Source organism: Paenibacillus sp. FSL E2-0151 (assembly GCF_037993015.1).
GTDB lineage: Bacteria > Bacillota > Bacilli > Paenibacillales > Paenibacillaceae > Paenibacillus > Paenibacillus amylolyticus.
The window spans coordinates 6,171,856-6,184,001 of sequence record NZ_CP150308.1 but is presented as its reverse complement, the minus strand read 5'-3'; the positions used below and the strand labels follow the sequence as shown (position 1 = coordinate 6,184,001).

Here is a 12,146-nt window from a genome sequence, read left to right as displayed (position 1 = left end):
CATGGCTAAATTAGAAATTACCCTCGTCCGCAGCTTGATCGGACGTCCGGAGACGCAAAGAACAACTGTGAAAACATTGGGTTTGCGCAAAATCAATAGCAAAGTGGTACAAAACGATAATCCTGCCATCCGTGGTATGATTAACAAAGTAAGCCACTTGGTTGCTGTTAAAGAAGTAGAAGCTTAATATCGGGTTAATCCCACAAATCTTTAAGGAGGTGCAACGAACGATGAAGTTACATGAGCTTTCACCATCTCCTGGATCCCGCAAAGAACGTAAACGTCTTGGTCGCGGTCCAAGTAGTGGTACAGGTAAAACATCAGGTCGCGGTCACAAAGGACAAAATTCTCGTTCTGGCGGTGGAGTACGTCCAGGCTTCGAAGGTGGACAAAATCCATTGTATCGTCGCTTGCCAAAACGTGGTTTTGTAAACCCAACTCGCAAAGAATATGCAGTTGTGAATACTGAAGACCTGAACAGTTTTGCTGCGGGTACTGAAGTAACTCCAGAATTCTTGATGACGAACGGCGTAGTTAAAAACGCTAAATCCGGAATCAAAATCCTGGGTAACGGTGATGTCACTGTGAAGCTGACTGTTAAAGCTAACAAGTTTTCTCAATCTGCTATTGAGAAAATTGAAGCTGCCGGCGGTACAACCGAGGTGATTTAATGTTCAAGACCCTAAAGAATATCTGGCGGGTTGAAGATCTGCGCAAAAGGGTATTATTTACCCTTTTTGTACTGATCATTTACCGCATCGGCTCCTTTGTTCCCGTACCGGGAGTTAACAAAGACGTGTTCGAAGCGACAAATTCTGCGGGTAAAGAAGTTTTTGGACTTCTCAATACGTTCTCGGGTGGAGCGCTCTTCCAGTTCTCGATATTTGCGCTCGGGATCGTGCCTTACATCACTGCGTCTATCATAGTACAGTTGCTTTCCATGGACGTTATTCCTAAATTAGCGGAGTGGGCAAAGCAAGGTGAACAAGGTAAGAAGAAATCTGCACAATTGACCCGTTATTTAACGATTGGCCTGGCATTGATTCAAGCGTTTGGTACGTCGATCGGATTCAACCGCTTGTACAATACAGACATGATTCCTAACGCTACATTTGCAGATTATATCTTGATCGCGATTGTACTTACGGCCGGTACTTCATTCCTGATGTGGCTTGGTGAGCAGATCACCGAGAAGGGCATAGGAAACGGGATTTCGATCTTGATCTTTGCGGGTATCCTATCTACGGTGCCTAACATTATCAAACAAACGATCGAATCCGACTTCATTCAACCTGACCAACTGTTTATGAATATTCTTAAAGGTGTTATCATCGCAATTGTTATTGTGTTGATCATCATAGGGGTCATTTACATTCAGCAGGCGATTCGGAAAATTCCGGTACAGTACGCTAAACGTGTCGTAGGTAACAAAATGTACGGTGGACAGAATACACATATCCCGCTGAAAATTAATGCAGCAGGTGTTATCCCTGTCATCTTCGCATCATCGCTGTTGATGTTCCCGACGATCATCGCCAACTTCTGGGCAGATCGCCTTTGGGCACAGTGGATCGGACAGAACCTGACTACACACAAACCTCTGGGTATGTTGTTGTATGTCGTGATGATCTTCGGTTTCACATTCTTCTATACTTTCGTACAGATGAATCCACAGCAGATGGCTGATAATATGAAAAAGAACGGCGGTTACATCCCAGGCATTCGCCCGGGTAAAGCAACCGAGAAATATCTGACCCGTGTCATGACTCGTTTGACAATGGCCGGTGCCATGTTCTTGGCAGTCATTTCCGTTCTGCCTGTAATCTTGGGGGCACTGTCTGGTTTGCCTCAATCTGCGCAAATTGGAGGAACATCCCTCCTGATCGTTATCGGTGTTGCGCTGGATACGATGAAGCAAATCGAAAGCCAATTGATCAAACGCCACTACAAAGGTTTTATCAATAAATAGGCAATAGGTACCGGTCGAGTGAAGATTTACTTGCCGGCACCTATTGTGCTGTTTGTTGATGTAGGGTAGTCTTGGAGGGAGTGACATAACGTGAACATCCTATTCATGGGCCCTCCGGGGGCAGGAAAAGGAACGCAAGCAGACGTCATCGTGAAAGAGTTCGGTATTCCCCATATTTCAACAGGCGATGCATTTCGTCTCGCGATCAAACAGGGAACTCCCATTGGCATGAAAGCCAAGGAATATATGGATCAAGGATTGCTTGTACCAGATGATGTAACCATTGGCATCGTTGAAGAACGTTTGCAGCAGCCTGACTGCAGAGAAGGTTTCCTCTTGGACGGATTTCCAAGAACCCTTTCGCAAGCAGAAGCGCTCGATGGCATTCTGGATCGATTGAACTCAGGTCTCGATCATGTAATCAACCTGAAAGTGGATCGCAACAAATTGCTCGCTCGTTTGACGGGTCGTCGAATTTGTAAAAACTGTGGTTCCACTTATCATGTGGTATTCAATCCGCCTAAGCAGGAAGGTATTTGTGATAAATGCGCTGGTGAGTTGTATCAACGCTCTGATGATAATGAAGAGAGTGTAGGTACACGACTGGACGAGTATATCAACAAAACAGCACCACTCCTCACGTTCTATGAGACTAAAGGTCTTCTTCGTCAAATGAACGGAGAACAGGATATCGATCAAGTTTCTCAAGAAATCGTGTCCTTACTGAGAGGTTAATTGATGATCATTGGTAAGTCCGAAACGGAACTGGGCTTGATGAGGGAAGCAGGGAGAATTGTTGCGGAAACGCATCGTCTCTTGGCAGAGCATATCGCTCCCGGTATTACGACTGGAGAACTTGACCATATGGCTGATCAATATATCCGCAGTCAAGGAGCTGTGCCGTCTTTCAAAGGTTATAACGGTTTCCCTGCCAGTGTGTGCGCTTCAGTCAATGAAGAGTTGGTACATGGATTTCCCGGCAAACGCAAGTTGAACGAGGGCGATATCGTTACGTTTGACATTGGCGCGCAGTACCAGGGGTATCATGGAGATTCCGCCTGGACTTATCCGGTCGGCCGTATTTCCGAAGAAGCCCGTCGTCTTCTGGACGTTACCGAGGCTTCGTTATACGCAGGTCTGGCGCTGGTAAAACCGGACGTTCGCTTGTTTACAATATCTCATGCGATTCAGAAATATATTGAAGATGAAGGGTTCTCCGTAGTTCGTGAATATGTCGGTCACGGCATAGGCGCAGATCTGCACGAAGAACCACAGATTCCGAACTATGGTCTTCCCGATCGGGGACCACGGCTTAAAGCGGGCATGGTGCTGGCCATAGAGCCGATGGTTAACGTAGGTAGACGGTATGTGAAAACGTTGGAAGATAACTGGACTGTCGTCACGGTTGATGGTAAGTTATGTGCACACTTTGAACACACCGTAGCAGTTACACCAGATGGTATGGAAATTTTCACGAAACTGAATGCGTAGGTGATGAGGCATGAACAGTCAGTCTAATCCGCAGCTCGGTCAACTTGTGAAGATCCGTAAAGGCCGCAATGCGGACCAAGCCGCAGTAATTGTTGCTATAGCGGACGGTAAGTTCGTATATATTGCGGATGGAGACAAACGTAAGTTTGATCAACCAAAGAAGAAGAATCTTCTTCATCTTGAGCTCCAGCCCATGATTAGCAGCGAGGTTGTGAACAGTTTAAACGAGAGTGGTCGGGTGACAAATGGAAAGCTCCGTTACGCGGTTCATTCATTTCTGGAATCCACCAACATTCAAGCTGAAGAGAAAGGAGACTGACTAATGGCTAAGGAAGATGTCATTGAAGTGGAAGGTACGGTTCTCGAACCGCTACCGAATGCAACATTCAAGGTTGAGCTTGAGAACGGTCATCAAATTCTCGCTCACGTTTCCGGAAAACTGCGGATGCACTTTATCCGTATCCTGACTGGAGACAAAGTAGTTGTTCAGTTGTCGCCTTATGATTTAACAAAAGGTCGCATAACTTACCGTAAATAGTAGTAGACAGTTGCAATGAACTGTGAAGCTTATGTAGCGGGTTTTGCCCGGCAAAACTTGCGAAAGCTTCGAAGCCGGTTTTACAATAGTAGAACAAGGTCAATGCTTACGAAGAGGGTTTTGCTTAGCAAAACTTTGAGGAGGTAATTCACATGAAGGTAAGACCTTCGGTCAAGCCGATTTGCGAAAAGTGCAAAGTCATTCGCCGCAAAGGGAATGTTATGGTTATCTGTGAAAATCCGAAACACAAACAAAAACAAGGTTAAAGAAGGGGGTGTAGCGTAAAATGGCACGTATATCTGGTGTGGATTTGCCACGTGATAAGCGCGTTGAGATCGCCTTGACTTATATTTTCGGAATCGGTAAAACGACTTCCCAGAAAATTCTGAGCACAACAGGCATCAATCCGGACACTCGTGTTCGTGATTTGACGGAAGATGAAGTCAGCAAATTGCGTGAAAGTATCGATAAAGAGGTCAAAGTAGAAGGTGACCTGCGTCGAGAAATCTCTTTGAATATTAAACGTTTGACGGAGATCGGTTGTTACCGTGGAGTTCGTCATCGTCGTGGTCTGCCTGTTCGTGGACAACGTACGAAAACGAATGCTCGTACTCGTAAAGGTCCTCGTCGTACAGTAGCGAACAAGAAGAAATAATAAGGGGGGATAAGAGAAAATGGCTAAACCGAAAAAAGTCGTACGTACTAAACGTCGTGACCGTAAGAATATTGAATCTGGCGTGGCGCATATCCGTTCCACTTTCAATAACACTATCGTTACTATTACGGATCCTCACGGAAACGCAATTTCGTGGGCAAGCTCCGGCGGCCTCGGATTCAGAGGTTCCCGTAAATCGACTCCGTTTGCTGCACAAATGGCTGCTGAGACTGCTGCCAAAGCTGCAATGGAACATGGGATGAAAGCCGTTGAGGTTATGGTTAAAGGACCAGGCGCAGGCCGTGAAGCAGCGATCCGCTCTTTGCAAGCTGCTGGTCTTGAAGTTAACCTGATCAAAGACGTAACTCCAGTCCCGCATAACGGATGCCGTCCTCCAAAACGTCGTCGTGTCTAATGAGATTTGCCCCTGCGTGTGGTATATTTCCGGCACAATCTGCTAATAATGGTTGTTTAGGCATACTACTACATGTTTTCGCAAGAGAAGGTAAATGTTTCATAGAGGACCGACGTTTTGAAGGAGGGGTATTGCAGTGATTGAAATCGAAAAGCCGAAAATTGAGACGGTAGACGTCAACGATGATGGCACCTATGGGAAATTCGTAGTAGAACCGCTTGAGCGCGGATACGGTACGACGCTTGGAAACTCGCTTCGCCGAATCTTGCTCTCGTCACTGCCGGGTGCGGCAGTGTCTTCGGTTCAAATCGATGGCGTTCTGCATGAATTTGCTACAGTTCCTGGCGTAATGGAAGATGTAACGGAGGTTATTCTTAACCTGAAAGCTTTGTCGCTTAAGATTCATTCAGACGAGGAGAAAGTGCTCGAGATTGATGCTGAAGGCGAAGGAGCAATTACGGCTGGAGATATCCGTGCTGACTCCGATGTGGAAATCCTTAATCCGGATTTGCACATTGCTACGCTCGGACCAGGTTCGAGACTTCACATGCGTATTTTTGCCAATCGCGGTCGCGGCTACGTCCAGGCAGATCGGAATAAACGCGATGACCAGCCGATCGGCGTCATCCCAGTCGATTCCATCTTCACCCCGATCAGTCGCGTTAACTACGCTGTGGAAAATACGCGTGTCGGTCAAGTGACCAACTATGACAAGCTCACGTTGGAAGTTTGGACTGATGGAAGTATTCGTCCTGAAGAGGCTGTAAGCCTCGGCGCTAAAATTTTGACTGAGCATTTGATGCTCTTCGTGGGTCTTACAGACGAAGCGAAAGATGCAGAAATCATGGTCGAAAAAGAAGAAGACAAAAAAGAAAAAGTACTCGAAATGACGATCGAAGAGCTGGATCTCTCTGTTCGTTCCTACAACTGCCTCAAACGTGCCGGTATTAATACCGTGCAAGAGCTGACTACGAAAACGGAAGAAGACATGATGAAAGTCCGTAACCTCGGACGCAAGTCTTTGGAAGAAGTTCAAGAGAAGCTTGAGGAACTTGGTTTGGGACTCCGTACAGAAGAATAGACAGCCGAGTGCTTGAAGTGAAGGAGGGAAAACAATGGCATACCAAAAGTTGGGCCGTAATTCCAGCGCACGTAAAGCTTTGTTCCGTGACCTGGTAACCGACCTGTTCTTATACGAACGCATTCAGACAACTGAAGCGAAAGCAAAAGAGGTTCGCTCTATTGCTGAAAAACTGATCACTAAAGCGAAAAAGGGAGATCTTCATGCCCGTCGCCAAGTGGCAGCTTATGTTCGCCGCGAAACTATCGATGGTGAGCAAGATGCAATCCAAAAACTGTTTAGCGAATTGTCCGGTCGTTACGCTGAGCGTCCAGGTGGATACACTCGTATCTTGAAACTGGGACCTCGTCGTGGTGACGCAGCGCCAATGGTTTACTTGGAACTGGTAGACCGCGCGTAAAACAGATGAGATGAGGAAAGGGGACAGAATCAACGATTCTGGATTAACCCTTTTTTTCTCTTCATTTCGGAATTCGTGCTGTAATAGAAGCTCCGTAAGGGGCTTCTTTTGCTGTTCGGGATAGGGATATGTATAGTATGGAACAAAGGTGTGGTAATAATGCGAAACTTATGTATGACGTTAACTTATGATGGCACTGCCTATTACGGCTTCCAAGTACAGCCGGGTGGGAATACCATTCAGGATCATCTTGAAGATGCGATTCGTGCTTTAACCGGTGAGAAGGTTAAAATTACAGGTTCAGGCCGAACAGATGCAGGTGTTCACGCCCGCAGACAAATCTTCAATTTTCCTACGGAGTCCCAGATCCCGATTGAACGTTGGTGTATTGCACTCAACTCCAGATTACCCTCCGATATTGTCGTTATTGATGCGATTGAAGTTTCGGCTGATTTTCATTCTCGCTATGCAGCGAAAAAGAAAACGTATCGTTATACAGTCAATGCGAATCAATTTCCGGATGTATTTAACAGAAGACTGCAATATCATCATCATGCGAAGCTTGATATTATGGCAATGCAGGAGGGCTTACGACATTTCATAGGGACGTATGATTTTACCTCTTTTGCTTCACGCAAGTCTCAGAAAGAGAATCATGTCCGTTCGGTGTACGAAGCATGGATGGAAGTGGACCGATCAATGTGCAGAGACCATCCGCGCGATCAGGGTGTCATTCACATTTATGTGAGTGGTAACGGCTTTTTGCAGCATATGGTTCGTATCATTGTAGGGACACTGCTGGAGATCGGAGAGGGCAAACGGAAAGCCTCTGATGTACCAAATATGATTGCTGCATGTAATCGATCTGCTGCAGGACCTACTGCAGTTAGCTGCGGTTTAATGCTCTGGGATCTTGAATACAAAAAAGATTGAATTTGGTGAGTGAAAAGCTTAATTAACACTTGCGATTTAATCGCCTATCATGTAATATAAAAGTTGTGTTTTCTTAATGGCTTTCCCACAGCCCCAATTAAGAGGTTCACATCAAATTTACAATCCATCAACACCTAAAGTTATAACTTAACGAACGAAGATAAATGAAAATGATGATTTTGAACATTTTAAGGAGGAACTTTTCATGCGTACTACGTACATGGCGAAGCCTAACGAAGTTGAGCGCCAATGGCACATCATTGATGCTGAAGGCAAAACCCTCGGACGTTTGGCGAGCGAAGCAGCAGCTTTGATTCGCGGCAAACACAAGCCACAATTCACTCCACATGTGGACACTGGCGATTTCGTTGTTATCATCAATGCTGAGAAAATCGTATTGACTGGTAAGAAAATGCAAGGTAAAAAATACTACCGTCACTCAATGCATCCAGGTGGTTTGAAAGTAACTACAGCTGAAGAGATGGTTAAAAACAAACCTGAGCGTATGTTGGAATTGGCTGTTCGCGGTATGCTTCCTAAAACTCGCATGGGCGAGAAAATGAAGTTGAGACTTAAAGCGTACAGAGGCACTGAGCATCCACATGCAGCACAAAAACCAGAAGTTTACGAACTTCGCGGTTAATTAAAAGGAGGACAGTTTCATGGCACAAGTACAATACTATGGGACAGGTCGTCGTAAACATTCGGTAGCACGTGTTCGCCTTGTACCGGGTGAAGGACGCATTGTCATCAATAAACGTGATATTAATGAATACTTCGGTTTGGAAACACTCAAACTGATCGTAAAACAACCACTGAACTTGACAGAAACGCTCAACAACTATGACGTTCTTGTTATTGCTCATGGTGGCGGAATCTCCGGTCAAGCCGGCGCAATCCGTCATGGTATCTCCCGCGCTCTGCTCAAAGCAGATCCGGAATACCGTGCATCCCTGAAAAAAGCAGGATTCCTGACTCGTGACCCACGTATGAAAGAACGTAAAAAATACGGTCTTAAAGCGGCTCGTCGCGCACCTCAGTTCTCCAAACGTTAATATTAAAAGCCTTTGGCCTCGGTCAAAGGCTTTTTTATATATTCATGATTATTACGCCATATATTATATTAGTTTATGCGGTAGCTCTTATATCTCTGATGTCTCTCCCCAAGCTTCTGCATTTTTCCTTCATTGCCTTTTCAATGTGCCCTTAATGTCCCTCAATACAGTCCTATAATATGTACGTTAATACATCCACATTTTACTGAACCTCTCTAATCGTTTAGATCATTGAATATGCTCATACCCATCGCTCACCGCTCACCGCTCACCACTCACCACTCACCACTCACCACTCACCACTCACCACTCACCACACATTTTATAACAGCTCTTTTATAATCATCGATTAGAACTCATGCGTGATTTCTTGAATGCACTCGGCTTACTGTTTTTGCACTTAATTCTTTATTGCAAACCTTATCAGTATTTCTTATGGAAACGATAAAAGTCCCTTACATATCAACAGCTAAAATTCGCAACGTTGCTCCCCTTAAAACTTTAGCTTTTCTTCCTTCATTTTCAATCACCCAGTGTTTTTTTGATGTTGTTCTCGATGACAAGAACTGTCCAAACCCAGTAACAGCAAAGGTTTCCCAGGCTAAGCGATGTATTTTTACCTGTCTAATGACCTGGGCCAATATCATTGTTTTTATCTCATTAACAGAGAAATGGATAAATTGAACCAAAATAATGTTTGAGAGCGACGATAAGTAATGGGCAAAAACTGATTTATTTTACCATATGGCAGGCATTGACATCCCCAATGAAAGATTTATACTAAACATAATTCATATTAGATTAGTCGGCTTTAAGATGTATTGAATTGCAGAATGGGGGAAATTCACAGATGAACTTGTTGGAGAAAGAAGATTTGGCACGGACGAAGGCAGAGGAACTGGAACATGCTAGTCCAGAGGATATTATTCGGTATGCTATTGAAACATTCCCAAATATCACTTTTGCATGTAGCTTTGGTGCAGAAGATGTTGTACTTGTAGATATGGTGCAGAAAATCAGCCCATCCACAGATATTTTTTATCTGGATACAGATTTTCACTTTAAAGAAACATACGAAACACGTGATAAGATGCAGGAGAACTACAACCTTGAATTTGTACGTGTGTCACCTAAGATTACTCCAGAAGAGCAGGCAGCTGAGCACGGTGAAGAGTTGTGGAAGTCTGATCCCAATGGGTGCTGTAACATTCGCAAAGTCGAACCGTTAACACGCATTCTTTCTCAGTATGATGCATGGATTACAGGTATCCGCAGAGATCAAGCACCAACTCGTGCAAACTCAAAGAAGGTTGAATATGATTCCAAATTTGGCCTGATGAAGTTTAATCCGATTGCGCACTGGACGACTGAGGATGTATGGCAATATATTCGTGACAATAACGTTGTATATAACCCTCTTCATGATCAGAACTACCCAAGTATTGGTTGTGAGCATTGCACACGTCAAGTTATGCCTGGCGAGGACCCACGTGCCGGACGCTGGTCTGGTAATGATAAAACGGAATGTGGCCTTCATAAATAATAGATATACAAGGAGCTGACAAGATGACATCGATTCTGCCTCATGGAGGTACGCTGGTTCAGCGTATCGTACAAGGAGAAGAACGGGAGCAATTGTTGCAAGACAGTAAAAACTTATCCTCTTTGCGTATTAATACCTGGACAATATCAGATTTGGATCTAATTGGTGTAGGTGCGTTCTCACCACTTCAAGGTTTCTTGAATGAGGAAGATTACCTTTCGGTGGTGTCTCGCATGCGTCTCGCCGATGGAACAGTCTGGAGTATACCGATTACACTTGCTGTTGACGATAAACAAGCCGCATCCCTCCAGATTGGTGAACGCGTGAAACTTGTTGGTGATCAAGATGGAGTCACTTATGGATTGCTCGAAGTCCAAAGTGTATACCAGGTGGATCAGGGCGAAGAAGCCCGGCGTGTATTCAAAACAGATGATCCCGAGCACCCGGGTGTTAAAAAACTGTTGGAGCGTCCTGCAACATACGTGGGAGGTCCAATCCAAGTGTTGAACCGTCCAAAACCTTCGAAATTCGAAGAATTCTATTATGATCCTGCAGATACCCGGAAGATTTTTCAGGAGAAGGGTTGGAAGACCGTAGTTGGTTTTCAGACACGTAATCCGGTCCATCGGGCTCATGAATACATTCAGAAGAGCGCTATGGAGATTGTAGATGCACTCTTCCTGAATCCGCTTGTTGGAGAGACGAAGTCGGACGATGTACCTGCAGATGTTCGGATGAAGAGTTATCTGGTATTACTGGAGAACTATTACCCGGCTGATCGTGCGTTTCTTGGTGTGTTCCCCGCAGCCATGCGGTATGCCGGTCCACGTGAAGCTATTTTCCATGCGATGGTTCGCAAAAATTACGGGTGTACCCACTTTATTGTTGGTCGTGACCATGCGGGTGTTGGTGATTATTATGGAACATATGAAGCACAGGAGATCTTTACTAACTTTACAGCAGAGGAACTGGGGATTACTCCGTTGTTCTTCGAACATAGTTTCTTCTGTACCAAATGTGGAAACATGGCATCCAGCAAAACTTGCCCACATGATAAAGAACATCATATGGCGCTTTCCGGCACCAAAGTACGCGGGTTGCTCCGTGACGGCCAGTGCCCTCCACCTGAATTTACACGTCCTGAGGTAGCTGAGGTGCTGATTGAAGGAATGGCGGAGCAAGTCCGCTCCTAGCGGTATATTTGTCCATCTTGTCCCATATAGATGATTAGAGTCATTTATAGGGACGAGGTGGTTTTTTTATGCGTAAAAATATGGGGAAACACTTTGTAGTCTGGATTAGGTTAAAAACAATCAAAAGGGTCATGCTAAGTCTCTGTCTGCTGGCCATGTTAGTGGCGGTAATGTCCTATGAACTGCCTTCCGCTAAGACGTCAGGTTATTGGAGTTTGCCGATGGCAGGTAAGGTCATTGCCATTGATGCAGGACACGGAGGTCCAGATGGAGGAGCGGTAAGTAAACAGGGGGTTATTGAAAAAGATATCAACCTGTCTATCGCCCTGTATGTGAGAGATTATTTGCAACAGGCAGGGGCCTTAGTGGTTATGACACGAGAAATAGACACTGATTTGGCGGAATCGGACACCAAGGGGTACTCCAAACGCAAGACGGAAGATCTGAAACAAAGAGTACGACGGATAGAGGATAAGCAAGCAGATCTCTTTATCAGCATTCACATGAACAGTGTCCCATCCAACCGATGGAGTGGAGCGCAGGTTTTCTATACAACTAACCATGCGGATAACGAAGGTTTGGCTAATCTGCTTCAACAAGAGATGGTTCGTAATCTGGAGAATACAGATCGAATCGCCAAAACGGTGAATACGGTTTATCTGTTACAGGCTCTGAAGATCCCTTCAGCGCTGGTAGAAGTGGGTTTCCTTTCTCATCCGGAAGAGGCACGTATGCTTGCTGACGAAGCTTATCAACGCAAGGTAGCTGCATCGATCTATAATGGAATTCTCAGATATTCCTCAGGAGAACGGCCTAAAAGTTAGTCATAACAAGAAAGGTAATGATATAATTGGATCAGCATACCTAATTACA

The 12,146-nt window shown here is 45.0% G+C and carries 19 protein-coding genes; 18 read left to right on the top strand and 1 reads right to left on the bottom strand.

Going from position 1 to position 12,146, the window contains the following annotated elements; all coding sequences use genetic code 11:
- The first annotated feature begins 1 nt into the window (after position 1).
- The 15 genes from rpmD (at position 2) to rpsI (ending at position 8,537) form a co-directional block, all read left to right on the top strand.
- Positions 2-187 carry a 50S ribosomal protein L30 gene (gene rpmD / locus MHI55_RS27535; protein WP_017692092.1) on the top strand — a complete coding sequence of 62 codons (186 nt, stop codon included), beginning with the start codon at positions 2-4 and terminating at the stop codon, positions 185-187.
- A gap of 43 nt (positions 188-230) precedes the next feature.
- A complete protein-coding gene (rplO, locus tag MHI55_RS27530; RefSeq protein ID WP_017692093.1) occupies positions 231-671 on the top strand; it encodes a 50S ribosomal protein L15 in 441 nt (146 codons plus the stop codon).
- A complete protein-coding gene (gene secY / locus MHI55_RS27525; RefSeq protein ID WP_017692094.1) occupies positions 671-1,969 on the top strand; it encodes a preprotein translocase subunit SecY in 1,299 nt (432 codons plus the stop codon). The genes rplO and secY overlap by 1 nt, the downstream gene beginning before the upstream one ends.
- Positions 1,970-2,059: 90 nt before the next feature.
- Positions 2,060-2,704, top strand: a complete 645-nt coding sequence (locus MHI55_RS27520) for an adenylate kinase (protein ID WP_036607188.1) — start codon at positions 2,060-2,062, stop codon at positions 2,702-2,704.
- Positions 2,705-2,707: 3 nt separating this feature from the next.
- Entirely contained in the window at positions 2,708-3,460 is a 753-nt protein-coding gene (map, locus tag MHI55_RS27515; protein ID WP_036607191.1) for a type I methionyl aminopeptidase, read from the top strand.
- A gap of 10 nt (positions 3,461-3,470) precedes the next feature.
- Positions 3,471-3,779 (top strand): KOW domain-containing RNA-binding protein, encoded by a 309-nt coding sequence (locus MHI55_RS27510; protein ID WP_036607194.1) that lies wholly within the window; start codon positions 3,471-3,473, stop codon positions 3,777-3,779.
- Positions 3,780-3,782: 3 nt separating this feature from the next.
- On the top strand, positions 3,783-3,998 hold the full coding sequence (gene infA, locus MHI55_RS27505) for a translation initiation factor IF-1 (RefSeq protein WP_017692098.1): 216 nt from the start codon (positions 3,783-3,785) through the stop codon (positions 3,996-3,998).
- Between the two features lie 152 nt (positions 3,999-4,150).
- Positions 4,151-4,264: a 50S ribosomal protein L36 gene (gene rpmJ / locus MHI55_RS27500; protein ID WP_003333770.1), complete on the top strand. Its 114-nt coding sequence runs from the start codon at positions 4,151-4,153 to the stop codon at positions 4,262-4,264.
- Positions 4,265-4,284: 20 nt separating this feature from the next.
- Positions 4,285-4,653 (top strand): 30S ribosomal protein S13, encoded by a 369-nt coding sequence (rpsM, locus tag MHI55_RS27495; protein ID WP_036607200.1) that lies wholly within the window; start codon positions 4,285-4,287, stop codon positions 4,651-4,653.
- A 19-nt stretch (positions 4,654-4,672) separates the two neighbouring features.
- Entirely contained in the window at positions 4,673-5,068 is a 396-nt protein-coding gene (gene rpsK / locus MHI55_RS27490) for a 30S ribosomal protein S11 (RefSeq protein WP_017692100.1), read from the top strand.
- A gap of 136 nt (positions 5,069-5,204) precedes the next feature.
- Positions 5,205-6,149, top strand: a complete 945-nt coding sequence (locus MHI55_RS27485; protein WP_017692101.1) for a DNA-directed RNA polymerase subunit alpha — start codon at positions 5,205-5,207, stop codon at positions 6,147-6,149.
- 34 nt (positions 6,150-6,183) lie between these two features.
- Positions 6,184-6,549, top strand: a complete 366-nt coding sequence (gene rplQ, locus MHI55_RS27480; RefSeq protein WP_017692102.1) for a 50S ribosomal protein L17 — start codon at positions 6,184-6,186, stop codon at positions 6,547-6,549.
- A gap of 159 nt (positions 6,550-6,708) precedes the next feature.
- Entirely contained in the window at positions 6,709-7,482 is a 774-nt protein-coding gene (gene truA / locus MHI55_RS27475) for a tRNA pseudouridine(38-40) synthase TruA (RefSeq protein ID WP_076216861.1), read from the top strand.
- A gap of 205 nt (positions 7,483-7,687) precedes the next feature.
- Positions 7,688-8,125 carry a 50S ribosomal protein L13 gene (rplM, locus tag MHI55_RS27470; RefSeq protein ID WP_024633564.1) on the top strand — a complete coding sequence of 146 codons (438 nt, stop codon included), beginning with the start codon at positions 7,688-7,690 and terminating at the stop codon, positions 8,123-8,125.
- A gap of 19 nt (positions 8,126-8,144) precedes the next feature.
- Positions 8,145-8,537, top strand: coding sequence for a 30S ribosomal protein S9 (gene rpsI / locus MHI55_RS27465; protein WP_017692105.1), 393 nt, complete (start codon positions 8,145-8,147; stop codon positions 8,535-8,537).
- Between the two features lie 455 nt (positions 8,538-8,992).
- Here the strand turns inward: rpsI and MHI55_RS27460 are convergent, their stop codons facing one another.
- Positions 8,993-9,184: a hypothetical protein gene (locus tag MHI55_RS27460; RefSeq protein ID WP_340387708.1), complete on the bottom strand. Its 192-nt coding sequence runs from the start codon at positions 9,182-9,184 to the stop codon at positions 8,993-8,995.
- 203 nt (positions 9,185-9,387) lie between these two features.
- Here MHI55_RS27460 and MHI55_RS27455 point away from each other — a divergent pair, with 203 nt between their 5' ends.
- From MHI55_RS27455 to cwlD, 3 genes are all read left to right on the top strand, one after another.
- The gene (locus MHI55_RS27455) at positions 9,388-10,080 is read left to right on the top strand and encodes a phosphoadenylyl-sulfate reductase (protein WP_076320297.1); all 693 of its coding nucleotides are present in this window, start codon (positions 9,388-9,390) and stop codon (positions 10,078-10,080) included.
- A 23-nt stretch (positions 10,081-10,103) separates the two neighbouring features.
- The gene (sat, locus tag MHI55_RS27450) at positions 10,104-11,273 is read left to right on the top strand and encodes a sulfate adenylyltransferase (protein ID WP_339195719.1); all 1,170 of its coding nucleotides are present in this window, start codon (positions 10,104-10,106) and stop codon (positions 11,271-11,273) included.
- A gap of 68 nt (positions 11,274-11,341) precedes the next feature.
- A complete protein-coding gene (gene cwlD / locus MHI55_RS27445; protein ID WP_339191225.1) occupies positions 11,342-12,097 on the top strand; it encodes an N-acetylmuramoyl-L-alanine amidase CwlD in 756 nt (251 codons plus the stop codon).
- Positions 12,098-12,146: the final 49 nt, after the last annotated feature.

Bases quoted from the DNA above. Each gene is read 5' to 3' on its own strand.
- rpsM (WP_036607200.1), top strand. From the start codon at position 4,285: ATGGCACGTATATCTGGTGTGGATTTGCCACGTGATAAGCGCGTTGAG.
- map (WP_036607191.1), top strand. From the start codon at position 2,708: ATGATCATTGGTAAGTCCGAAACGGAACTGGGCTTGATGAGGGAAGCA.
- cwlD (WP_339191225.1), top strand. From the start codon at position 11,342: ATGCGTAAAAATATGGGGAAACACTTTGTAGTCTGGATTAGGTTAAAA.
- rpmD (WP_017692092.1), top strand. From the start codon at position 2: ATGGCTAAATTAGAAATTACCCTCGTCCGCAGCTTGATCGGACGTCCG.
- rplO (WP_017692093.1), top strand. From the start codon at position 231: ATGAAGTTACATGAGCTTTCACCATCTCCTGGATCCCGCAAAGAACGT.
- rplM (WP_024633564.1), top strand. From the start codon at position 7,688: ATGCGTACTACGTACATGGCGAAGCCTAACGAAGTTGAGCGCCAATGG.
- MHI55_RS27510 (WP_036607194.1), top strand. From the start codon at position 3,471: ATGAACAGTCAGTCTAATCCGCAGCTCGGTCAACTTGTGAAGATCCGT.
- rpsI (WP_017692105.1), top strand. From the start codon at position 8,145: ATGGCACAAGTACAATACTATGGGACAGGTCGTCGTAAACATTCGGTA.
- sat (WP_339195719.1), top strand. From the start codon at position 10,104: ATGACATCGATTCTGCCTCATGGAGGTACGCTGGTTCAGCGTATCGTA.
- rplQ (WP_017692102.1), top strand. From the start codon at position 6,184: ATGGCATACCAAAAGTTGGGCCGTAATTCCAGCGCACGTAAAGCTTTG.
- secY (WP_017692094.1), top strand. From the start codon at position 671: ATGTTCAAGACCCTAAAGAATATCTGGCGGGTTGAAGATCTGCGCAAA.
- truA (WP_076216861.1), top strand. From the start codon at position 6,709: ATGCGAAACTTATGTATGACGTTAACTTATGATGGCACTGCCTATTAC.
- rpsK (WP_017692100.1), top strand. From the start codon at position 4,673: ATGGCTAAACCGAAAAAAGTCGTACGTACTAAACGTCGTGACCGTAAG.
- MHI55_RS27455 (WP_076320297.1), top strand. From the start codon at position 9,388: ATGAACTTGTTGGAGAAAGAAGATTTGGCACGGACGAAGGCAGAGGAA.
- rpmJ (WP_003333770.1), top strand. From the start codon at position 4,151: ATGAAGGTAAGACCTTCGGTCAAGCCGATTTGCGAAAAGTGCAAAGTC.
- infA (WP_017692098.1), top strand. From the start codon at position 3,783: ATGGCTAAGGAAGATGTCATTGAAGTGGAAGGTACGGTTCTCGAACCG.
- MHI55_RS27460 (WP_340387708.1), bottom strand. From the start codon at position 9,184: ATGATATTGGCCCAGGTCATTAGACAGGTAAAAATACATCGCTTAGCC.